Source organism: Paenibacillus sp. FSL R5-0475 (assembly GCF_038004585.1).
GTDB lineage: Bacteria > Bacillota > Bacilli > Paenibacillales > Paenibacillaceae > Paenibacillus_AQ.
This window is the reverse complement of sequence record NZ_JBBORK010000001.1, coordinates 5168571-5190044: the sequence shown is the minus strand read 5'-3', so window position 1 is coordinate 5190044 and position 21474 is coordinate 5168571. Positions and strand designations below refer to the sequence as shown.

Here is a 21474-nt window from a genome sequence, read left to right as displayed (position 1 = left end):
CATCCGGTCCTAGTGGGAAGGGAAAAGAGAAACCGCCCACGGCTGTATGCATACAACGCACCACGATGATTGTCCATACTGTGCTGCTTGAAATATAAGGATTTATAAGTTTCACACTATACATCATCCTTATATTTCTCGCTTAAATGCTTATCGTCCTTATAAGGACGACGAAGGCGTTTACGCTTGTTACAAACAAAATTACGATAGGGGGAGTTCGATTGATGAACGGGAAAAAACACAAATTTCGTGGTGGTTTGTTGGCGATCGTGATGATGTTGAGTGTTTCTTTAATGGCGGGTTGCGGTGGTAACAATAATAACTCGGCAGCTGAAGCTACGACTGCCCCTGAAGCATCAGCAGCTCCTGACGCAAGTGCTGCTACTGAACCGGCTGCTGATCCAGTTACAGTGAAGCTGCAGTTGAAATGGGTGCCGCAGGCACAATTCGCTGGATATTTTGTGGCGCAGGATAAAGGATATTACAAGGAAGAAGGATTGAATGTAGAGATTTTGCCGGGAGGTCCGGATATTGTTCCGGAACAGCAAGTAGCAGGTGGCTCCGCAGATATCGGTGTGGGTTGGGTAGCCAGCTTGCTGCCGAGTCTTGAAGAGGGAATGCCGCTGGTGCAGATCGCGCAAATCTATCAAAAGAGCGGATTGGTCCTGGTCTCCAAAAAATCGGCGGGCATCAACTCAGCCGCTGATCTTAAGGGTAAAAAAGTCGGTAATTGGATGGGCGGCAACGAGTTTGAACTATTAGCGTTATTCGATAAATATAAGTTCGATCCGAATAAGGATCTAAGTTTTACGAAGCAAGGGTTCACGATGGATCAGTTCTTGGGCGATCAGATCGATGCGGCCTCAGCGATGACTTACAACGAGTACCAAGTAGTGCTGGAGTCAGGTGTTAAGGCTGAGGATCTGAATGTCATCGATATGAATACAGAAGGCGTAGCGATGCTAGAGGATAATCTGTTCGCTAATAAGGAATGGCTTGCGGAGAACAAGGAGACTGCGGCAAAGTTTGTACGTGCCTCCCTGAAGGGCTGGAAAGATGCAATTGCTGATCCTGCGGCTGCGGTGGATAGTGTAATGAAGCAAGCAGAAGACGGCAGTACTACTAAGGAGCATCAATTGACGATGATGACCGAGGTTGCCAAGCTGATTCTGCCTGAGGGCTTTGATAGTGCGAAGATGGGATATACCGATGCAGCGGCGTTCCAGCAAACGGCTGATATTTCGCAAAAGTTCGGTGTTATTAAAGAGCCTGCTAAGGTAGATGAGGCTTATACGAACGAAATCGTAGAAATGGCAGCAAAATAACCAACTGAGCTTAATGTTATAGTGGATGGCCGCCTGATCTGGCGGTCATCTATTATAATCAGCAGTCCATCAGTGCATCTGAAACAGAGAAAGAGGTGCGAGCTATGTCTCTCCTAGTAACGCAGGCTGAAAGAGTTAAGAATTATGTGAATGGAGCTTGGGTAGAATCGTCGTCCGGGCGAGATGAAGAGGTATATAATCCGGCGACGGGTGAAGTGATTGCTTATGTGCCCATTTCCAGTAAGGAAGAGCTGAGTGCGGCGGTAGAAGCGGCTGCTGTGGCATTTCAAGCGTGGAAAAGGGTCGCTGTGCCGCGTCGCGCCCGCTACTTTTTTCAATATCAACAGCTGCTGGTAAAGCATTGGCATGAGCTGGCCCTGCTGATTACGCTGGAGAATGGAAAAAGTCTGGAAGAGGCGCAAGGTGAGGTGCAGCGTGGAATTGAGTGTGTGGAGTTTGCCGCAGGCATCCCCACGTTGATGATGGGCAGCCAGCTTCCGGATATTGCTACCGGAATTGAATCCGGAATGTACCGCTATCCATTGGGGGTTATCGGGGGGATTGCCCCGTTTAATTTTCCGATGATGGTTCCTTGCTGGATGTTTCCGCTCGCCATTGCTTGCGGGAATACCTTTGTGCTGAAGCCTTCTGAGCGTACGCCTCTGCTGGTCAATCGGTTAGCTGAATTATTTGCTGAAGCGGGCTTTCCACCAGGTGTGCTGAATGTGGTTCATGGAGCGCATGAGGTGGTGAACGGGCTGCTGGAGCATGATGAAGTGAAGGCGATTTCGTTCGTCGGTTCGCAGCCGGTTGCGGAATATGTATATAAGGCGGGGACGGCGCAGGGGAAGCGGGTTCAGGCATTGGCAGGCGCTAAGAATCACTCGATTGTGTTACCTGATGCGGAGCTGGATAATGCGGTGAAGAATATAATTGCCGCTGCGTTTGGCTCAGCGGGTGAGCGGTGTATGGCTTGCTCGGTTGTAGTGGTTCATGAGGATATTGCTGACGAGCTAGTGAGTCGTCTGGCTGCGGCTGCAGATGAGCTTAAGATTGGTAATGGTGCCGATGACGGGGTGTTTTTGGGTCCAGTAATTCGCCAGTCGAATAAGGATCGGACTCTTTATTACATTGAGACTGGTGAAGCTGAACAAGCCGAGTTAGTGAGAGATGGGCGGAAAGATGCTGTTGTGGGCGGTGTGGGTTATTTTATCGGACCAACGATATTTGATCATGTGCAGCCGGGAATGACCCTCTGGAAGGATGAGATTTTTGCACCGGTGTTGTCTGTGATCCGTGTGAAGAGTTTAAGTGAAGCGATTGCGGTAACGAATCAGTCTCCATTCGCGAATGGGGCGTGCATTTACACAGATAGCGCTAAAGCGATCCGCGAGTTCCGGGAAGAGATTGATGCAGGGATGTTGGGTGTGAATCTGGGTGTGCCTGCGCCCATGGCCTTTTTCCCCTTCTCAGGTTATAAGAAATCATTCTATGGAGATCTGCATGCCAATGGGCGTGATGGGGTGGAATTCTATACGCGTAAAAAGATGATCACTGCCCGTTATTAGAGAAAATGAGCTGCTGAGAGGAGAAGATGTTATGCAGAGTCTGGGGAATGATAGTGAGCTTGCGGTGAGCAAGGATCGGAAATATTTATGGCACAACATTACACCTTATAGTGAAAAAAATCCGCCTATGATTGCCGCCTCGGCAAGTGGGTCGTGGATCACGGATATACAAGGCAATCGATTTTTGGATGGGATGTCTGGCCTGTGGTGTGTAAATGTGGGATACGGGCGCAAGGAGCTGGCGGAAGCTGCTTACAATCAGTTGCTGACCCTGCCTTATTTTCCTCTGACACAAAGTCATCTCCCGGCGATTGCGCTGGCGGAGAAGCTGAATGAATGGCTCGGAGACGAGTACGTGATCTTCTTTTCCAATAGCGGATCGGAAGCCAATGAGGCTGCTTTCAAAATGGCCCGCCAGTACCAGCAGCAAATCGGCCAGCATTATCGCCATAAATTCATTGCCCGTTATCGTGGGTACCATGGCAGTTCACTTGGGGCATTATCTGCAACGGGCCAGGCCCAGCGCAAATATAAATATGAACCGTTGGCGGGTGGTTTTCTGCATGTAGCTCCCCCGGACAGCTATCGCCGCCCGGTCGGGATGACTGTGGAAGAATTCAACCTCCAGTGTGCACAGTCCATAGAGGATATGATCATCTGGGAAGGCGTGGAGACGGTAGCTGCGGTGATTATGGAGCCTGTAATTACGGGTGGTGGCGTCATTGTACCGCATCAGGTTTATTTGGATCGGGTGCAGGAAATCTGCCGTAAGCACGGTGTGTTGCTCATTATGGATGAGGTGATTTGTGGATTCGGACGTTCTGGACGTAAGTTTGGTCATCACAACTTTAATGTGAAGCCTGACATCGTAACGATGGCTAAAGGACTGACTAGCGCTTATCTTCCTCTATCTGCCACTGCTGTTCGTAAGGATATCTATGAGGTATTTAAGGACAATAGCGATGACTATGGGCATTTTCGCCATGTGAATACTTTTGGTGGTAACCCTGCTTCCTGTGCGCTGGCGCTGCGTAATCTGGAAATTATCGAGCAGGAGAAGCTGGTGGAACGTGCGGATCTTTTAGGTAAAAGAATAAATACAGAATTTACTGAGCTGCTTGATCACAAGCTTGTAGGTGATGTCCGCAGCTTTGGTTTGGTGACAGGGATTGAGCTGGTTGAAGACAAGGTCAGTAAGAAACCGGTTGATCTGAATATTGTGAAGGGGATTATTGCCGAATGTAAGTCCAAGGGGCTTATCATCGGTAAAAATGGCGATACCGTAGCTGGGTTCAACAACGTGCTTACCTTCGCCCCGCCGTTATCCTCCACGGATGAAGATATAGAATTTATTATCGATACCTTTAAATCTGTGCTGAACGGGGGCTAGGTAAAGTGATTTTGTCTGGATATAGAAATTGGTAAGCGCGCAGGGCGACTTGAATGGAGATCCGATTCTCTGGCTGCATGAAGTCTTCACCCAGTAGCTCTGTTATTTTGTCCAGGCGATAATAAAGGGACTGTCTGACAATGAATAGGTTTCGAGCGGCAATTTGTTTGGAACCATCATGATCCAGATAAACACGAAGGGTAAGCAGCAGCTCGCTGCCTTTGGTTTGGTCGTGGTCGATTAGCGGGCCGAGATAACTGCGAATGAAGTTCTGCAACGTTTTTCCGTCATTTAAGCTCAACAGCAACTGGAATACACCCAGCTCTTCATAGAAGAGTAGTGACTTCTGGTAACAGGAGTATAACGACAATGCCTGTAGGGCTTCCTGGTAACCGGAATAGGCTCGTTTTAGGCGCTTATGCGATTTGCTGACTCCAATGACGAGCTGCAAATCCTTGAGCTTCTCATCGGAGCGGATGTTCTGCAGGGCTTCAAGTGCTTGTTGAAGTCGCATTTTTCCAGGCATTTTCGATTGGATATCGAGGGCGATGACGGTGAGGCGATTGTTCTTAAGGGTGATCAGCGGACGTAAAGAATATTTCTCAAAGATGGAACGCAGGATGAGCGAAAGGTGGAAGGTAATGGACTCCCATTCGTTCTCCGAGCTGTTCCATTTTACATCTCTGGGGTTCTTGATCTCTATAAGGCATACACGGTAAGGGAGCTCGTTGACCACGTTGAAATTGGAGCCGATCAGGCCCTTTAAGCGGTTATCATCTTCGATGCGGCCATTGATCAGCTCGTCGACCCATAGATTTTCTGAAAAAAGCTTACGCTCCTCCATATACCGCGTCCGCAGCAGCTCTTGTGCAATGGACAAAGAGGCGGAATCCAGCAGCAGACAGTCGAACTCCTGTGGTTTGTGATTGCATACCATCAGAATGTAAGCCCAGGTTTGATCCAGCGCACCTACAGGCTTGAGCGCGATGGTCTTCTGTCCATATTCCCGGATATAGGGGGCAACGTCAGGTTGAATTCCTTCCAGCTCGTCGCCGAAGGCGGTGAAAAAATTCAGCAATGGAGCCTGCTCTTCCGGCGGAAGTGCCGGGAAAAATAAGGGTTTGCCTTGCAGCTGCATATAGACTATTTGTGTGCGGGTACTTTTGCACAATAATTGCAGCACTTTCAGCGTTCCTTGTGAAGTTAAGGTCAGGCGGTGGAATTCACGTGAGATGCTTTCGAGTTCTTGCAGCATCCGGTGATGCCGATTGATGATGATGGAATGGAGGTCTAGGGTGATATCGACGAAGCGAACCGTGCGGGTGAAGATAATTAGCGGAAAGTCATGCCTGTCGGCTAAGTCGATCATCTCTTGCGGGATGGTGCTGAAATACGTACCTAACTCAATACATAGGCAAGCTGCATTTTTGTCGATCAGGTTCTGCATAAACTCCAAGGAGGAAGGGAGATCGACACTTGCACCAATCCCCGTAGTCAAAATCATTTCTTCGCCATGAATTAGAGTCTCGAAGTTGGCACTTTCCAGTACATGCACCCAGCGAATGGCACGGCTTAGGCCGCTTTTCCCGCCGATCACCTCGGCTTCTGCGAATAGTGGTCTTTTTAAAGCGTCACGAATGGTTAATACAAGCTCCCAGTCCATAGTTACTCCCCCTCGATCTTCTGTGCTCTGGCCTTCGGCTAATGCCCTGTTATTCTCAGCCTATTCTCATACGTAAAAAATACAGTTTTGAAATTAGACAAAGTGTCTAATGCAACGAAAATTCGAAATGACTATAGTTTGATTAACGAATGTCAGTATATATAACCCAATCAGGAAGAGTGTTGAGAGATAATTTCTGTTAATGCTTATATTACTACAATAATTCAATGATGTAAGCAAAATATTCAGAAAAAACTTGGAATAATGTTATATTATATAACACAAATATGAAAAATTACCCATAAGGAGGGACTAGTGATGGAGCATTCATCTCCGTTAACAGCATTTACACCTGATATGTTCAGGCGCAATTTCACCGAGGCTGAGCCGCCTCTGACCCATAAGGGTGCCATGGATGAGTCCAATCGCTGTCTATATTGCTACGATGCCCCATGTATAAAAGCATGTCCGACCAGCATTAATATTCCCTCCTTTATCAAACGGATCGCTACTGACAATTTGAAAGGCTCGGCACAGACGATTATGGATTCCAATCCTGTGGGTGCCAGCTGTGCTCGTGTTTGTCCTACAGATGAGCTGTGTGAAGGAGCCTGTGTGTTAAATGATGCCTCGGCGCCGATCCAAATCGGACTGCTGCAGCGTTATGCGACAGATTGGGCAATGAACAGCGGAGTTCAATTATTTAAGGCTGGCACCCCTAATGGGAAAAAGGTAGCCGTTATCGGCGGTGGTCCTGCGGGATTGTCTGCGGCTAGGGAACTCGCCCGTGAAGGTTTTGCTGTTGTGATCTACGAAGCTAAGGCGTTAGCGGGTGGGCTGGATACACATGGGATTGTATCGTTTCGGCTCCCACAGTCTGTATCTCTTTGGGAAGTAGAGCAGGTAGAGAAGTTGGGTGTGGAAATACGTACAGGTGTAAAAGTCGGAGTGGATGTTTCTGTAGATGAGCTGAAGTCGAACTATGATGCCATCGTTTTGGCAGCGGGTATGGGTTATGTGCCTCCGATAGGGATTGAAGGTGAAAAATTGGCTGGCGTATACGACGCCATTGCACTCGTAGAATCCACTAAGACTGGCATTCCTTTGCTAGAGCTGATGGGTCAGCGGGTCGCTGTCATTGGTGCGGGTAATACAGCTATTGATGCAGCTACATGCTCAGTGCGGCTGGGGGCCTCAAATGTAAAAATGGTCTACCGCCGGACCCGCGAAGAGATGACGGCTTATGAGTTTGAATATGAATTTGCGAAGCAGGAAGGTGTGGAGTTCAACTGGCTTACCTTACCGAAACGTATCGTGGGTGATGAGTTTGGGAACGTAACCGGACTGGAATGTGTGCAGATGAAGCTGACAGAGGAGCTGGGCAAAGATGGACGTCCAGTACCTATGCCGATCGAGGGTTCTGAGTTCTTGATTCCTGTAGATGCGGTTGTAATAGCTATTGGTCAAAAGCGTCGCCTAGATCTAATAGATTCCTTAGGCCTTGTGCATGACCGTGGGGTTGTAAAGGTGGATGAAGCCACCTGTCAAACCTCCGATCCGCAAATTTATGCCGCTGGCGATATCATATTTGGTTCAGGCAAAGGCGAGGCCATGGTTGTATCCGCGGCCCAGCAGGGAAAAGATGCGGCCCATGCGATTGTTAAACAATTCTCAGGTCAGCAGGATGCCGTTATTAGATCTGCGGGTTGAGCGTAGAGATCAAATTGGATTTTACATGACAGGAGGGAACATCAATGGCAGATTTAAGTATTAATCTCGCAGGAATCAAATCACCGAATCCGTTCTGGCTGGCCTCTGCGCCCCCTACGAATACAGGCTATCAAGTGCAGCGGGCCTTTGAAGAAGGTTGGGGTGGTGCGGTGTGGAAGACGCTCGGTGATCCGATCATTAATACCTCATCGCGTTTTGCGGCAGTAAATTTCAATGGGCAACGGGTTGCGGGCTTTAACAATATTGAACTGATCACCGACCGTCCGCTTGAAGTTAATCTGAAGGAAATTTATGAAACGAAGAAAAGATTTCCGAATCATGCGATTATAGCCTCCCTGATGGTAGAACCAACGCAGCATAAATGGCATGAGATTGTTAAGCGGGTAGAGGATGTGGGTGTAGACGGTCTGGAGCTTAACTTTGGCTGTCCGCACGGGATGGCTGAGCGTGGAATGGGTGCTGCTTCCGGGCAGCAGCCTGATCTGGTGCAGGCACAGACCACCTGGGTAAAAGAAGTTGCGACGACCCCAGTGATTGTGAAGCTGACGCCCAACATTACGGATATCACCGTCGTTGCCCGCCATGCGGTTAAGGGTGGAGCGGACGCGATTAGTATGATCAACACGATTAACAGTCTTGCTGGTGTAGATATTCATAGCTGGAACACAATTCCGAATGTTGGGGGTCAGGGTGCGCATGGCGGTTACTGCGGGCCGGCTGTGAAACCAATTGCGCTTAGTATGGTGGCCGAGTGTGCCCGTGACCGGGGAGTTGGCATTCCTATCTCCGGTATTGGAGGGATATCAACCTGGCAGGATGTTGTTGAATTCATGTTGATGGGTGCTACGGGCATTCAAGTATGTACAGCGGTCATGCATCATGGCTTCCGGATTGTGGAGGAAATGATCGATGGCCTGAACAACTATTTGGATGACAAAGGTTTGGCTTCCGTAACAGAGTTAATCGGCAAATCGGTATCCAGATACTCCAACTGGGGTGATCTGGATCTCAACTATAAGGTCGTTGCCCGTATTAATGAGAACAACTGCATCAACTGTAATAAATGCCATATTGCCTGCGAAGATGCTTCACATCAATGTATTGATATGTTAACTAATGCAGATGGGAAAGCTATTCTACAGGTCCGCGAGGAAGATTGTGTAGGTTGTAATCTTTGTTCTATTGTCTGTCCAGCAGACGGCGCGATTGATATGGTTCCAGTGGATACCGGGGCAGCCCCACTGACTTGGAACCAGCGGCAGAAAGTGATCGGCAGTTTGAATGGCACCTATTCGGAAGTGGAGGTGGTGTAAGGATGAAAAAGATTATTAAAAATGGCATCATCGTTACCGCAGCAGATACTTATACAGGCGATGTGGCGATTGAAAACGGGGTTATTACGGAGATTGGCCTTCATTTGGATGTCCCTGGTGCGGAAATTATTGATGCCTCGGGGTGTTATGTTTTTCCTGGAGGCATTGATCCTCATACGCATCTGGATATGCCTTTTGGCGGCACGGTTACAGCCGATGATTTCGAGACGGGAACCATTGCGGCTGCATATGGCGGAACGACCACAGTCATTGATTTTTGCTTAACCACCAAAGGGCAACCGCTACAGCAAGCCGTAGATACATGGCATCATAAGTCGCAGGATAAAGCGGTGATTGATTACAGCTTCCACCTTATGGTCTCAGAATTAAACGATAAAGTACTGGGTGAGCTTCCGGAGATAATTGAGAATGAAGGCATTACCTCGCTCAAAGTATTTATGGCTTATAAGAATACTTTTCAGGCGGATGACGGCACACTTTTTAAGACCCTCCAAGCAGCGAAAAAAGAAGGTGCACTCGTTATGGTGCATGCGGAGAATGGAGATGTCATTGAATATCTTGTAGAGCAGGCTTTGGCCGCAGGCAATACCGACCCGATCTTTCATGCGCTGACCCGCCCACCGGAGCTGGAGGGTGAAGCTACGGGACGCGCAGCTTATCTAACCGAACTGACAGATTCTCAGCTGTATGTTGTACACGTGACCTGTGCGGAAGCTGCTTGGAAGATTGCTGAAGCGCGTAAAAAGGGACTGCGCGTCTACGGCGAGACTTGTCCACAGTATTTAGTGCTGGATCAAACGGCGCTGGAAAAGCCTAATTTCGAAGGTGCTAAATACGTTTGGTCTCCGCCCCTGCGTGAGCAGTGGAATCAGGATGTTTTGTGGGATGCGCTATGGAGCGGCAGCTTGCAGACGATTGGCTCTGACCAGTGCTCGTTTGATTTCAAAGGACAAAAGGATCTGGGGCTAGGCGATTTCTCCAAAATCCCGAACGGTGGGCCGACCATTGAGGACCGGTTTACGATTCTATATTCGGAAGGTGTGCAGAAAGGCCGGATCTCATTGAACAAATTCGTAGACATTATTGCTACCTCTAGCGCCAAGCTGTTTGGCTTGTATCCGCAAAAAGGCACGGTCGCGGTAGGCAGTGACGCTGACCTGGTTATTTTTGATGCTTCTGTTGAAAGAACCCTTTCTGCGGATACGCACCATATGAATGTCGATTATAATGCGTTTGAGGGCTTTGAAGTAAAGGGAGAGCCTGTTTCCGTCCTCAGTCGAGGCGAGTTTGTGATTCGAGATAAGCAATTTGTTGGTAAACCGGGGTCGGGAAAATATTTAAAGCGCAAGCGTTTTGCAGCGGAGGCTCCTCTTCCTTCCAAGGCGGAAATTAGCGGAGGTGTTGTCTGATGTCTGCTTTTGCGGAATATGCCAAAGAACAGCAGGAGATTGATGGGCTGCTTTTTAAAGGATATACGATTGCCAGCATCCAAGAGGATTTGGACGGTGCGCGAATAAAGTTTGTTAGAGGGGAACCGGCTAAGGGCTCGATGGAGTTATTATTGCTGACAGCAGATGCCCGTAAGTACGTGACAACCCTTGTAGTTGCGGGGCTGAGGGTGGAAGGTGAGCAGGCTAGTTGTTACAGTGGAGAGGTTTGAAGTGAGGGGATTTGAAGCTGAGTAGTGAGCCTGCGCAGGATAGGGGGCCTACTGCTCGGCTTTTTATTGTGCGCATGAAAGGGGCTTGGAGATAACTTCCCTGAAAATAGCCGATTATCATCGCGGAATACACTTTTTAGGGAAATCCTCCCTAAAAAGTAGCTGATTATGGTCCCGAATAGACGTTTTAGGGAAATCCTCCCTAAAAATCCCTGAAATACGCCGATTTTGCTCAAATTCGCTCAATATTAGGGAGGTTTTCCCTGATTTGCAGTTATAGGCACCTGAAAGACCAAAAATCAGGGAGGATTTCCCTAATCTATTGCTGTCGCTGCTACTCACGCTCCATATACTCATGCCGTAATATGGACATGATATGCAGAGATTCAAAGTGTTCTCCTACTTTTATACAGTCACGTAGAGTACCTTCCAGTGTAAAGCCACAGCTTTCATAGACATGGCGTGCCCTGTGGTTATGGTCTCTAACATCTAACCATAGGCGATGTGATTCAGTGTGGCGAAAGATCCAGTCGGTCACGAGACAAAGCGACAGCTTACCATACCCAAATCCCTTGGAATGGATGACGATTCTTTTAATACAAACGGTAAGATGAGTGTCTTGAAGTCCTGTAATGATGATATAACCGACTCTTTTTCCTGAACTATCCCAAATTGTAAGATGTAGAATATCTGGGTCTTGGAGGGCTGCAGCGTGTTCCGCTTTAGTCCATTGACCAATATAGATGCGGTTTAGTTCACTTTGTTCGATGGCTAGAACGAACGCTAAATCCTGCACGGTGGTACGTTGTAAATCCAAGGCTTCTGAATGGATGATCATAACCATGCGCCCCTGTCTCATATGTATTTTCTATCTATGGTAACTGACGGTCTGCTCGATGTCATTCATGTAGTTCTAGCTTGTTTTCTTTATATTGGAAGAGCTGTAGGAATGCTCGCAACTTCGTGTATAATTGAGACCAGGTGTTAAGAATTCCAATCGGATGAGGAGATCAGCTGGTTATGTACTTTCTTGATATTATGTCTTGGCTGACAGAGGATAATCTGCGGCATCTGCTTGAACAATATCGTTCGTTTGGGCCCTTTCCGGGCATTGTGTTAACGTTTTTGAAATCATTTATACCACCACTACCAACTATTGCGATCGTCGGATTAAACGGGGCTGTATATGGTTTATGGTTAGGTTTTTTGTATTCTTGGATCGGCTTGGTTGCGGGCTGTGTGACAACATTTTGGATTATTCGCAAAGTAGCTTCGCATCGGTATCTGCGAAAATGGGCAGAACGGCCAAAGGTAGCCAAAAGTATGACATGGGTGCGGCAAAGCGGATTCAGTTATGTATTTCTGCTTAGTATATTCCCGGTAGGCCCCTTCGTTGTAATTAATATGGCTGCTGGTCTTGCTGGGATGAGATTTCGATCGTATCTTCTTGCGCTCACTGTCGGCAAAGCGATCATGGTATTCGCTGTTTCATATATTGGAAATGATCTGGAACGATTTATCCGCCAGCCGTGGGAGATCATCTATATCTTGGTGTTTATTGGATTGTCACTATGGGGAGTTAAAGCCATCGAGGCGCGGTTCGCTAGAACGGTGGAAGATGGAAACAAGGCCGCTTAGTACTGTGAATGGACTATTTTAATAGAACAAAGGAGGAAATGATGATGAAATATCGTAAACTTGGCAGTACAGGGATGAATGTATCGGTGATCGGATTGGGTACTTGGCAGTTCGGTGGAGAGTGGGGCAAGGATTTCACTCAAGCAGAAGTCGATGCCATGCTAGATAAGGCTGGAGAGCTCGGTATTAACCTGATTGATACGGCAGAATGTTATGGAGATCACTTGTCAGAGAAGTTCATCGGGGGTTATCTGGCTCGCCGGAAACGTGAGGACTGGATTGTAGCTACGAAATTCGGTCATCATTTTCAGGGACATTTGCAGCGGGAACAGTTATGGCGTGCTGACGATGTGCTGAAGCAACTGGATGATTCCCTGCGTGCACTTCAGACTGAGTACATCGACCTCTATCAATTCCATTCCGGAACGGATGAGCAATTCGATAATGACAAGCTGTGGAGCATGCTCGACAGACAGAAGCAGGCAGGGAAAATCCGTCATTTAGGCGTCTCGATAAGTGCATCAGGCTCAGGCGTACATCAGACCTCTGCAGCAGCGGATGTGCAAGCAGAGGCCATACAAGTAGTATATAATCGGCTGGATCGTCAACCTGAGGAAGAGATTCTTCCACTCTGCATCGAGCATAAATTAGGTGTGTTGGCGCGTGTTCCGTTAGCGAGTGGTTATTTAAGCGGCAAGTACAAGCCGGATGCGGTATTTGGTCAGGGTGATGTGCGTGCTAACCATAAAGAGGATGTAAGGCAAAAACAGCTGCGCGCTGTAGCTGAAATTGCTGCCAATGAAGTCCCTTCTGGACTCGATATGGCGCAGTGGGCTTTGGCGTGGTGCCTTCAGCATCCCGCAGTAACCAGTGTAATTCCAGGTTGTAAGAATGTAGAACAGGTTATCTCCAACGCTAGTGCTGCCGATCTGGACATGGTGAAGGACATTACACAATAAGCTGGAAACTACACCGAAAAAAGTGCTTTGACCTTCGCCTCAGCGGGATCCTCATTGTAGATATGGGTCCAACTGTTCGTAGAAGCATCATAAAAATAGTCCTGTTTCCATTGTTGGAAATGGATCACGATATTTCGTACAGCGGATACAATTCTCTCTACCTCCTGATTCGTCATAATGGGGTGTAGAGAGATGCGGATCCAACCCGGTCTAAGCGACTGGTCTCCTACAGTAATTGCCTCAGCGATCTGAGCAGATTGCGCCCACCCTAATTCAAGTAAGTAATGCCCATAAGGACCTGCACAAGAGCAACCACCCCGGGCTTGTATACCAAAGCGATCATTTAGTAGTTGAACTGCAAGATTATAATGAATATCACGTAGTGTAAAAGAGACAATGCCATGACGTTCTGTATGATGTCCAGCTAGCAGCGAGCATTCGGGTATGCTACGGAGCCCGTTCATTAATTGCTGGCATAGCTCGTGCTCTCTAATCACCATATATTGACCGTTTCCATTCATCTGTTCCTTCAGCTTCACGCAAAGTGCTGTCCGAAAAGCTTGCAGAAACCCCGGTGTTCCCCCGTCTTCCCGCATCTCTATTTCGTTGGTGTAGCGGCGTCCTCCCCAAGGATTGACCCAAGCCACTGTACCTCCACCCGGTTCGTCAGGAATACGTCCATTACTTAGAGCCTCATCAAAAATTAGAACGCCATTCGTGCCCGGTCCACCCAGAAATTTATGCGGAGAAAAAAAGATTGCATCCAGCTTCTCCAGCGGTGAGACAGGATGCATATCGATAGGCTCATAGGGTGCACTGGCGGCAAAATCTACAAAACATAGGCCTCCGTGGCGGTGCATAATCGCGGCAAGCTTCTGGTAGGGAGTCTGAATTCCGGTCACATTGGAGCAAGCCGTAAATGAACCGATTTTCCAGCGGCGATGCTGATACAATTTCAACTGGGCTTCAAGCTGCTGAAGATCTATATTTCCGTTTTCTCCGGGAGGAACAGTCACAACATCACCAATCCCCTCCTGCCAGGGAAGGATATTGGAATGATGCTCCATATGGCTGGTGAAGATCACAGGACGTTCCTCCATCGAATGGGAGCTATAGTCCTGAATCCACTCAGGGAGTCTTAAGCCCATGATACGCTGCAGCTTGTTTATGGCTCCCGTTGTTCCATTTCCGCAGAAGAGCAGGATGTCCTGAGGGCCAGCATTTACATGCTTTTTAATAATTTGTCGCGCTTCATTATAAGCCAGTGTCATGGTTAAACCGGTCGTGTTGGAGTCTGTATGTGGATTACTAACATATGGACCGAAGGCTTCCTGCAGCTTCCGTTCAATCGGTTCATATAAGCGTCCGCTGGCGGTCCAATCGGCATACAGCAGTGGCTGTCTACCATAGGGTGTGGTGATCTGATGCCGAATTCCAATGGTGTGCTCACGAAAAATCTCGAAATGGTTTTGTAGTGAAGCGGGCGTCTCTGCAGAAGAGGCGTGGATGATGTTTAGCACGGATTTCCCTCCAGCCCGTACGCCGATAGTGGTAAAGTCATAGTTTATTTTCGGCGTGCCAGTAGTTTCTATGGCATCAGTATATGCTTGCTTGGAGAATTGGGTTAAAGCCTATGTGGAGTTTATAGGAATAACAAATAAAGGAGATAGAGGTGAATGGTGTAATTAATATACAACATTGTTTTTTATTTACTTATAATGAAACTTTTTGAGATCTACTGCGTCAAATAATACGATTTGAAATAATGAATGTACCATGAAGCAAAAGCACTGTCTCGTTATATAAGAGGAAGGTAAAGTTAGGGGCCACTTATATTCACAAATGGAGCAGAGGAGTCAAATCATGCATTTAAAAAAACTATCATTAGTTGTACTATTGGCCGTATCTCAGACTGCTGCGGCAGTGCCCGTTTTTGCTGAAGCTGGAAATATTACCTCCAGTAACACCAGTGGAGTAAGAGTGGCTACTACATCTGTTGCGGAAGTAATTCCAGAAGCTACTGATCCATTGCCATCATTGACACGTCCGGTAGCAGAAGGGGCAACAGCAACACCAACACCAACACCAACAGCGACAGTAACGCCAATTACAGGGGTAACAACCGATTCTACTTTAACAACGTTACCATCCCCCACACCGAGTCCAAGTCTTACACTTATACCTGCGACCACCACACCACCGATTACAACTGATATAGTTAATGCAGGGGCTAGCAATCAGCTTGTACTTATGATGAATAGTAACAAAATGTATCAGAATGGCATTGAATATTTGGCTAATCAGCCAATGGCAGTAAAGAATGGCGTTTCCTACGTTTCGATTAGAGCTATGGTTGAACGTGTAGGTGTGAAATACATTTACGATTATAAGACGAAAGAGACTATTGTTACTAAAGGCAGCGACGTTATGCGGTTCAAGACAGACAGTAAGATTTATTCCGTAAATGGTAAGAATGTGACAATGAAAGGTCCAGCATATCAATTCAAAGGAACCTTTATGATTCCATTGACGTCCATTACTGGGGCGCTGGGCATTCCGTATACCGTGGATAATGTGCAAAAACGAGTCATTCTTTCGCTAAATTTGAAGCCTAAAGCTTCTTTTACAGTACCGGCTATAATTTATGCTGGTGATCCAGTGAATTTCCTGACTTCTAGCTCTTCACCGATTGGTTCAGCCATAGTTGAAGAGAAGTGGGAAGGGAAGCAGGATATCTATGATACACCTGGGCAATATGTAGTATCCTACTCTGTTAGGGATGCTAATGGACAATGGAGTGATCCTTACTCCACGACGATCACGATTCTAAAACCGAATACACCGCCGGTTGCAAATTTTACGACCGATAAGAATTCCTACAAAATGGGTGAGATGATCACTTATACGGATATGAGCACCGACCCAGACGGAGATACAATTAAAACAACGACCTGGACAAATAAAGCGGAAGCTTTCTTCACGCCTGGTCCTGCAACAGTTTCTATTCAAGTAGAAGATTCACATGGCGCAATCAGCACTTTTGAAAAAGTCATTAATATTACGGGTGAAGTCTTGTACAGTAAGGAAGATTTCTATAGATTGTTCGCTTCTCCGGGTAGTGTATTTGATATTGACGGATCCAATGTTCCAAACTGGCAGAAGGTAGCTTATACGCTCACTTCTGAGCCTTATAATCTTATTCGCGCTAACAGTCCAGAAACCGTAAATATGGAAGGGATTACTTATCGTGAAACATCGTTCGGTGGAACCCGCTTTTTGATTCACCACAAGAATAATATGAATACTAAAATGAAGGTATATGTGATAGCTAAGAACAACAATCTATCCCCTACGACGATCACAACAGAATATTTAGGAGTTGGAGGCCCACATCCCTTTCCGGAAGCTACGGGTAAACTCTCAGTGCAACGTTACTGGGAATCCATGCAAACGAAAAAAGATTACAAGACAACGGTCCTGCAACCTGGTGAAAGCGTCTCTATCCTGTCTGATCTGAATAATATTGCAATAAAACCGAGCGAAATCGTTTCACTCCAAGCGGACTTATATAGTGATTATCCTATTGAATACAATGTTATGATGATTGATGCGAATAAAGATCCGTTAACCACACTTCCTATGCTTCCAATACTGGATCGTGATGGCGTGCATAACCGAGGGACTTATGCTGATTCTACACGTATCATGACTGTTACGGATGAAGTGGGGAGAACACCTGCGAGACTTCTCATCGGTGATAATTCAAGTGATTTGAATTTGATGGGCACCGACCCTATGTCAGGAACTGGTGCATCCAATGCAGGCAACTTCGGAGTACTATACAAAATCAAATTTGAACATGTTGCTCCAAATTCATTAATTACCTTTAACCCGCGTGGTGGTAATTATATGGGACCTGTTATGGTGAATGGTCAAATTGTTCAAATGCCAAGTACCGGCAGTATTACAAATGCAAACTTGAATAGTGTGGTTTATCGTACAGGTGATGAAGGGGGCTCTGTTGAGATATTGTTCACTGCAGCGTCTGGTAGTAATTTGCCGGTTAACTTCCTGATTACACCGCAACCACCGAAGAGATAGTTATGCAAAGTAATCATTAGGGGGACCAAAAGGCGAGATTCCATTCAGCTATGAATGAGAATTCGCCTTTTTGCTTTTCATTTCATGTGATCTTTTCGATACTCCCTTGCGGTCATGCCTAGATGCGTCTTGCAGTAGGTAGAGAAGTAGGCAGAGGAAGCAAAGCCAAAGATATCACTAATATCCTGAAGCGCCATATTTGTATGGATCAGGAAGTTCTTGATCGCATCCATTCTTTCTTTATGGATGAAGTTGAGGACAGTGCTCCCTGTTTCTTGTTTGAATAGCGTTGCGAGGTAATTCGGATGCAACTGCACGATTTCCGCAACCCGCTCTAGCGTAGGCTTCTCTTCAATGTGCTTTTTAATATAGGCGATTGTCTTATTAATGATGGGTCCATACGAATACGAACGATGGGTTGAGATGACACTAATAAAGCTATTTAGCATGAGGTATTCAATCTCAACGGTCTTCACGATCGAGTCGCTCTCATCAATTAAGTTGATGTAATGGTCACTGAGAATGAACGCGGACTCGGAATCGACTCCCGCCTCAATGATCGCACGCGTAAAAATGGTGCAGCTAGCGACTAGAGAATATTTCAACGACTGCAAAGGCTTCGGTGACAGGTTGGCTCGTTCCAGCAGGTTGATTTCATTCAATATTTTAACAGCACCTTCACGATCAATGCGTTGGATTGCATAGACGAGCTTCTTTTCGTGCTCATAGGAAGGGTGCATATAGTTCTGATAGCGATTCTTCGCCATATTGCGTTCGAGGACGGCAGTAATGTCTAGCATGGATAATCTCCTTTAGGCTACCTGTTTAAGGGAGGATTTTACAATATAATCCGTATTTATAAATCGAAACTAATGTTAAGAATTTATAATTAAGTGTTATATTATCGTGTAATATCAGTTTTGTAAAGGCTTTCAATTTTAGAAATACAAATAAAAATTATGAAATCTTCAGAAGAGGGGTATTGCAGATGAAGAAAAAAGTAGGGGCAGCATTATTATCTGTAGCTATGTTATCCACGTTAGTCGCTTGTGGAGCAAAAAGTGATGATGGAGCAAACAAGGCAAATAGCGCAGACACAACGTCTAAAGGAACTGGTAAAAAAGCGGTTATTACAATCATTCAGAATAAAGTAGAAATCCAAAGTGCACTAGAGGATGCAGTGAAAGAATTCAATAAAACTCAAGATAAATATGAAGTACAAGCATTAGGAGCAGCAGGCGACAACCTGATGACGGTGCTCCAGACACAATTCAGCTCCGCCCCAGAAAAAGCACCAACCATTTTCACAACAGCATCTGGCTCAGAGTTTCAAAAATATCTTCCATATATGGCACCCTTGGATGATATGAAAGCGGCTAGCAAAATTGTTGAAGGACAAGATACAGCAGCGCGTAATGATGGTAAATTATATGGCTTGCCAGTTGCGCTTGAAGGCTTCGGACTTATCTACAATAAGGATATGTTCAAGGAAGCAGGCGTGAATGCGGATGATATTAAGACATGGGATGATCTTGTAGCAGCAAGCACGAAGCTAGAGCAAGTGAAAGGCGTGAAGAAGGCCATAGCGTATGCACAAGAGTCTTACTTCCGTTTCATGCATCCATTTAACTGGCCATTTGCATTAATGAAAGATACATCGGGTACGATTGCTAAGATTAATGCTGGCGAATTGAAGCTTCAAGATATTCCTGAATTGAAAGAGTACGTTGCTGATCTGGACAAGATCAAAGACCATACGAACTTGAGTAAAGATACGTATGATGAACAAGTTGCAGGCTTCGCGGCAGGACAATATGCGATGATTCACCAAGGAAATTGGGCACAAGGTCTCTTGAACGATTATGATGTGAAATTTGAATACGGTTTCTTGCCAGTACCGTTCGAAGGTAATCAAGGTATTGCGGTAGGTAACAGTAACTTCTTCCGCGTGAACAAGCATGCATCGGAAGATCAACAAGCGGGTGCGAAGGCGTTCTTGGATTGGTTGCTAACAGATCCAGCGGGTCAGCACTATGTAACGGATGAGTTTAACTTTATCCCTGTGTACTCCGGTTTTGATACTAGCAAAATGGATCCGTTATCCCAAGAAGTGAACCGTTATGCAAGTGAAGGCAAGACAGTGAAATGGGTATTCGATCAATTCCCAGCGGGAGCAGATCAAGAGTTTGCGAACCAAATGGAAAAATACTATGCAGGAAAATTAACGGGCGAGGGCTTGTTAGAAGCACTTCAGAATGTTTGGATGACTGCGGTTAAAAAATAATCGTATGGCTATGGAGGCTGCTTCTCGAATATTCGTTAAGCGGCCTCTTCCTGTTTTGTAGAAATGGATAAGAGGTGAAACCATTGAAGAAAAGTGTAAAGAGAAATTTAATAGCCGCAGCTTTTATTGTTCCATCATTATTCATCTTTATAAATGTAGTCATCATTCCATTCGTTATGGGGATTGTGTACTCTTTTACAGATTGGGATGGGTTTAAATTTGCAGGTTCTAACTTTGTAGGCTTCGATAATTATGTACGGGTGTTTCAAGATTCAGATTTTCTTACATCCTTCGGCCTGACATTTAAATATGCCGTATGCATGATTATTCTCGTTAACGTTATCGGACTTTCACTCGCGATGCTGGTGACTTCCAAAATTAAGTCGCGTAATCTTTTACGCTCAATATACTTCCTGCCGAACTTGATCGGTGGTCTGATCCTAGGTTTCATCTGGAAGTTCGTATTCACGAAATTCTTCGTACAGGTTGGAGAAGTAATGGGGAATAGCTCGATCTTCTTCAATTGGTTGGATGATCCGACGGCTTCCTTCTGGGCGCTGGTCTTCGTAGGAACATGGCAAATGGCCGGCTACGTCATGATCATCTACATCGCAGCTATTCAAGGTGTTTCGGATGAGGTGCTGGAGGCAGCTGATATGGATGGCGCAGGCGGATGGATGCGATTCCGCAAAATTATGTTCCCACTCATTATGCCAGCCTTCACGATCAGCTTGTTCTTGACGCTGTCGAACGCATTCAAACAATATGATACCAATATCTCACTAACGAACGGTGGTCCTTACGGTACAACCGAGCTTGTTGCAATGAATATCTTTAAAACCGCGTTTAGTATGAATCAATATGCGCTCGCGCAATCCAAGGCGATTATTTTCTTCCTCGTCATCTTAGTTGTGACGGTTACGCAGGTCGTTATCTCGAAGAAAAGGGAGGTTGAACAATAATGAAACGTCGCAATAAATCAACTTCAATATTGCTTGAAGTTATAGCTTGGGTTAGTGGACTTCTTATGCTGTTGCCTATGTATATTATGTTTGTGAATTCGTTCAAAGGACGTGCCGAGATATTCACCGATACGTTCGGCCTACCGAAATCCTTTTCCTTCGAGTACTATGCTGCGGCAATGGACAAAATGAACTTTTTGTCAGCATTTAAAAACTCGCTCTTAGTGAGTGTCATTAGTATTGGGCTTATTATTATCTTCTCAGCGATGACATCTTGGATGCTTGTTCGCATGAAGAATAAATTGTCCAATGGCATTCTCCTCTTATTCGTAGGTACGATGCTCATCCCGTTTCAATCGGTGATGATTCCGTTAATGCAATATTTAAACAAATGGGATATCCCATCACTTAATTTCTCTATGATTAATACACATTATGGCCTAATTTTCATGTACATCGGATTTGGGCTAAGTATGTCGGTCTTCCTCTATCACGGTTTTATTAAAGGGGTACCGATTGCTCTTGAAGAAGCGGCAATGATCGAAGGCTGTAATACGTGGCAGACATTCTGGAAGGTTGTATTCCCAATGCTTACGCCAATTACGATGACTGTAGGAATCTTGAATCTGTTGTGGATTTGGAATGACTATTTGCTTCCATCGTTGACCTTAACAAGCCCGGCGCTTCGTACCATTCCATTATCAACATTCTTCTTCTTTGGAGAATTTACAATTCAGTGGAACCTTGCAATGGCAGGACTTGTCGTATCGATTATTCCGGTTATTATCTTTTATCTGTTCGCACAGAAATACATTATTAAAGGCGTTATGGCAGGTGCTGTGAAATAAAATTGGATGAG

Annotated in this window: 17 protein-coding genes; 13 read left to right on the top strand and 4 right to left on the bottom strand. The window is 46.0% G+C overall.

Annotated elements, in window-relative coordinates; genetic code table 11:
* Positions 1–224: 224 nt before the first annotated feature.
* From MKX41_RS23220 to MKX41_RS23210, 3 genes are all read left to right on the top strand, one after another.
* The gene (locus tag MKX41_RS23220) at positions 225–1325 is read left to right on the top strand and encodes an ABC transporter substrate-binding protein (RefSeq protein WP_340973329.1); all 1101 of its coding nucleotides are present in this window, start codon (positions 225–227) and stop codon (positions 1323–1325) included.
* A 104-nt stretch (positions 1326–1429) separates the two neighbouring features.
* Entirely contained in the window at positions 1430–2893 is a 1464-nt protein-coding gene (locus MKX41_RS23215) for a CoA-acylating methylmalonate-semialdehyde dehydrogenase (RefSeq protein WP_340973328.1), read from the top strand.
* 31 nt (positions 2894–2924) lie between these two features.
* Positions 2925–4283 (top strand): aspartate aminotransferase family protein, encoded by a 1359-nt coding sequence (locus MKX41_RS23210; protein ID WP_340973326.1) that lies wholly within the window; start codon positions 2925–2927, stop codon positions 4281–4283.
* Here MKX41_RS23210 and MKX41_RS23205 read toward each other — a convergent pair.
* Positions 4258–5946: a PucR family transcriptional regulator gene (locus tag MKX41_RS23205; RefSeq protein WP_340973324.1), complete on the bottom strand. Its 1689-nt coding sequence runs from the start codon at positions 5944–5946 to the stop codon at positions 4258–4260. The genes MKX41_RS23210 and MKX41_RS23205 overlap by 26 nt on opposite strands.
* Positions 5947–6264: 318 nt before the next feature.
* Here MKX41_RS23205 and MKX41_RS23200 point away from each other — a divergent pair, with 318 nt between their 5' ends.
* Genes MKX41_RS23200 through MKX41_RS23185 form a run of 4 tightly spaced genes read left to right on the top strand, consistent with a single transcriptional unit; the run spans position 6265 to position 10671 of the window.
* Positions 6265–7656, top strand: coding sequence for an NAD(P)-dependent oxidoreductase (locus tag MKX41_RS23200; RefSeq protein WP_340973323.1), 1392 nt, complete (start codon positions 6265–6267; stop codon positions 7654–7656).
* A gap of 44 nt (positions 7657–7700) precedes the next feature.
* Complete coding sequence (gene preA, locus MKX41_RS23195; protein ID WP_339267715.1) at positions 7701–8990, top strand: NAD-dependent dihydropyrimidine dehydrogenase subunit PreA; 1290 nt, start codon at positions 7701–7703, stop codon at positions 8988–8990.
* A 2-nt stretch (positions 8991–8992) separates the two neighbouring features.
* Positions 8993–10420: a dihydropyrimidinase gene (hydA, locus tag MKX41_RS23190; protein ID WP_076284884.1), complete on the top strand. Its 1428-nt coding sequence runs from the start codon at positions 8993–8995 to the stop codon at positions 10418–10420.
* Entirely contained in the window at positions 10420–10671 is a 252-nt protein-coding gene (locus tag MKX41_RS23185) for a hypothetical protein (RefSeq protein ID WP_340973321.1), read from the top strand. The genes hydA and MKX41_RS23185 overlap by 1 nt, the downstream gene beginning before the upstream one ends.
* Positions 10672–11005: 334 nt before the next feature.
* Here MKX41_RS23185 and MKX41_RS23180 read toward each other — a convergent pair whose 3' ends face one another.
* A complete protein-coding gene (locus tag MKX41_RS23180) occupies positions 11006–11509 on the bottom strand; it encodes a GNAT family N-acetyltransferase (RefSeq protein WP_339243882.1) in 504 nt (167 codons plus the stop codon).
* Positions 11510–11691: 182 nt separating this feature from the next.
* Here MKX41_RS23180 and MKX41_RS23175 point away from each other — a divergent pair, with 182 nt between their 5' ends.
* Positions 11692–12309: a TVP38/TMEM64 family protein gene (locus MKX41_RS23175; protein ID WP_340973318.1), complete on the top strand. Its 618-nt coding sequence runs from the start codon at positions 11692–11694 to the stop codon at positions 12307–12309.
* A gap of 44 nt (positions 12310–12353) precedes the next feature.
* On the top strand, positions 12354–13268 hold the full coding sequence (locus MKX41_RS23170; protein WP_340975033.1) for an aldo/keto reductase: 915 nt from the start codon (positions 12354–12356) through the stop codon (positions 13266–13268).
* A gap of 8 nt (positions 13269–13276) precedes the next feature.
* Here the strand turns inward: MKX41_RS23170 and MKX41_RS23165 are convergent, their stop codons facing one another.
* The gene (locus tag MKX41_RS23165; protein WP_340973316.1) at positions 13277–14788 is read right to left on the bottom strand and encodes an aminotransferase class V-fold PLP-dependent enzyme; all 1512 of its coding nucleotides are present in this window, start codon (positions 14786–14788) and stop codon (positions 13277–13279) included.
* 343 nt (positions 14789–15131) lie between these two features.
* On the opposite strand from MKX41_RS23165, the gene MKX41_RS23160 reads away from it, so the two are divergent.
* Positions 15132–17369, top strand: coding sequence for a copper amine oxidase N-terminal domain-containing protein (locus MKX41_RS23160; RefSeq protein ID WP_340973315.1), 2238 nt, complete (start codon positions 15132–15134; stop codon positions 17367–17369).
* A 77-nt stretch (positions 17370–17446) separates the two neighbouring features.
* Here the strand turns inward: MKX41_RS23160 and MKX41_RS23155 are convergent, their stop codons facing one another.
* Positions 17447–18169 carry a helix-turn-helix transcriptional regulator gene (locus tag MKX41_RS23155; protein ID WP_042192637.1) on the bottom strand — a complete coding sequence of 241 codons (723 nt, stop codon included), beginning with the start codon at positions 18167–18169 and terminating at the stop codon, positions 17447–17449.
* 188 nt (positions 18170–18357) lie between these two features.
* Here MKX41_RS23155 and MKX41_RS23150 point away from each other — a divergent pair, with 188 nt between their 5' ends.
* The 3 genes from MKX41_RS23150 to MKX41_RS23140 all read left to right on the top strand — a co-directional run bounded on the left by MKX41_RS23150 (position 18358) and on the right by MKX41_RS23140 (position 21463).
* On the top strand, positions 18358–19653 hold the full coding sequence (locus tag MKX41_RS23150; RefSeq protein WP_076297952.1) for an ABC transporter substrate-binding protein: 1296 nt from the start codon (positions 18358–18360) through the stop codon (positions 19651–19653).
* 83 nt (positions 19654–19736) lie between these two features.
* Positions 19737–20615, top strand: a complete 879-nt coding sequence (locus tag MKX41_RS23145) for a carbohydrate ABC transporter permease (protein WP_231573358.1) — start codon at positions 19737–19739, stop codon at positions 20613–20615.
* Positions 20615–21463 carry a carbohydrate ABC transporter permease gene (locus MKX41_RS23140; RefSeq protein ID WP_076284877.1) on the top strand — a complete coding sequence of 283 codons (849 nt, stop codon included), beginning with the start codon at positions 20615–20617 and terminating at the stop codon, positions 21461–21463. Before MKX41_RS23145 ends, MKX41_RS23140 begins: the two co-directional genes overlap by 1 nt.
* Positions 21464–21474: the final 11 nt, after the last annotated feature.

Excerpts from the sequence above, each read along its gene's own strand:
- MKX41_RS23220 (WP_340973329.1), top strand. The coding sequence starts at position 225 with ATGAACGGGAAAAAACACAAATTTCGTGGTGGTTTGTTGGCGATCGTG.
- MKX41_RS23215 (WP_340973328.1), top strand. The coding sequence starts at position 1,430 with ATGTCTCTCCTAGTAACGCAGGCTGAAAGAGTTAAGAATTATGTGAAT.
- MKX41_RS23210 (WP_340973326.1), top strand. The coding sequence starts at position 2,925 with ATGCAGAGTCTGGGGAATGATAGTGAGCTTGCGGTGAGCAAGGATCGG.
- MKX41_RS23205 (WP_340973324.1), bottom strand. The coding sequence starts at position 5,946 with ATGGACTGGGAGCTTGTATTAACCATTCGTGACGCTTTAAAAAGACCA.
- MKX41_RS23200 (WP_340973323.1), top strand. The coding sequence starts at position 6,265 with ATGGAGCATTCATCTCCGTTAACAGCATTTACACCTGATATGTTCAGG.
- preA (WP_339267715.1), top strand. The coding sequence starts at position 7,701 with ATGGCAGATTTAAGTATTAATCTCGCAGGAATCAAATCACCGAATCCG.
- hydA (WP_076284884.1), top strand. The coding sequence starts at position 8,993 with ATGAAAAAGATTATTAAAAATGGCATCATCGTTACCGCAGCAGATACT.
- MKX41_RS23185 (WP_340973321.1), top strand. The coding sequence starts at position 10,420 with ATGTCTGCTTTTGCGGAATATGCCAAAGAACAGCAGGAGATTGATGGG.
- MKX41_RS23180 (WP_339243882.1), bottom strand. The coding sequence starts at position 11,509 with ATGATCATCCATTCAGAAGCCTTGGATTTACAACGTACCACCGTGCAG.
- MKX41_RS23175 (WP_340973318.1), top strand. The coding sequence starts at position 11,692 with ATGTACTTTCTTGATATTATGTCTTGGCTGACAGAGGATAATCTGCGG.
- MKX41_RS23170 (WP_340975033.1), top strand. The coding sequence starts at position 12,354 with ATGAAATATCGTAAACTTGGCAGTACAGGGATGAATGTATCGGTGATC.
- MKX41_RS23160 (WP_340973315.1), top strand. The coding sequence starts at position 15,132 with ATGCATTTAAAAAAACTATCATTAGTTGTACTATTGGCCGTATCTCAG.
- MKX41_RS23155 (WP_042192637.1), bottom strand. The coding sequence starts at position 18,169 with ATGCTAGACATTACTGCCGTCCTCGAACGCAATATGGCGAAGAATCGC.
- MKX41_RS23150 (WP_076297952.1), top strand. The coding sequence starts at position 18,358 with ATGAAGAAAAAAGTAGGGGCAGCATTATTATCTGTAGCTATGTTATCC.
- MKX41_RS23140 (WP_076284877.1), top strand. The coding sequence starts at position 20,615 with ATGAAACGTCGCAATAAATCAACTTCAATATTGCTTGAAGTTATAGCT.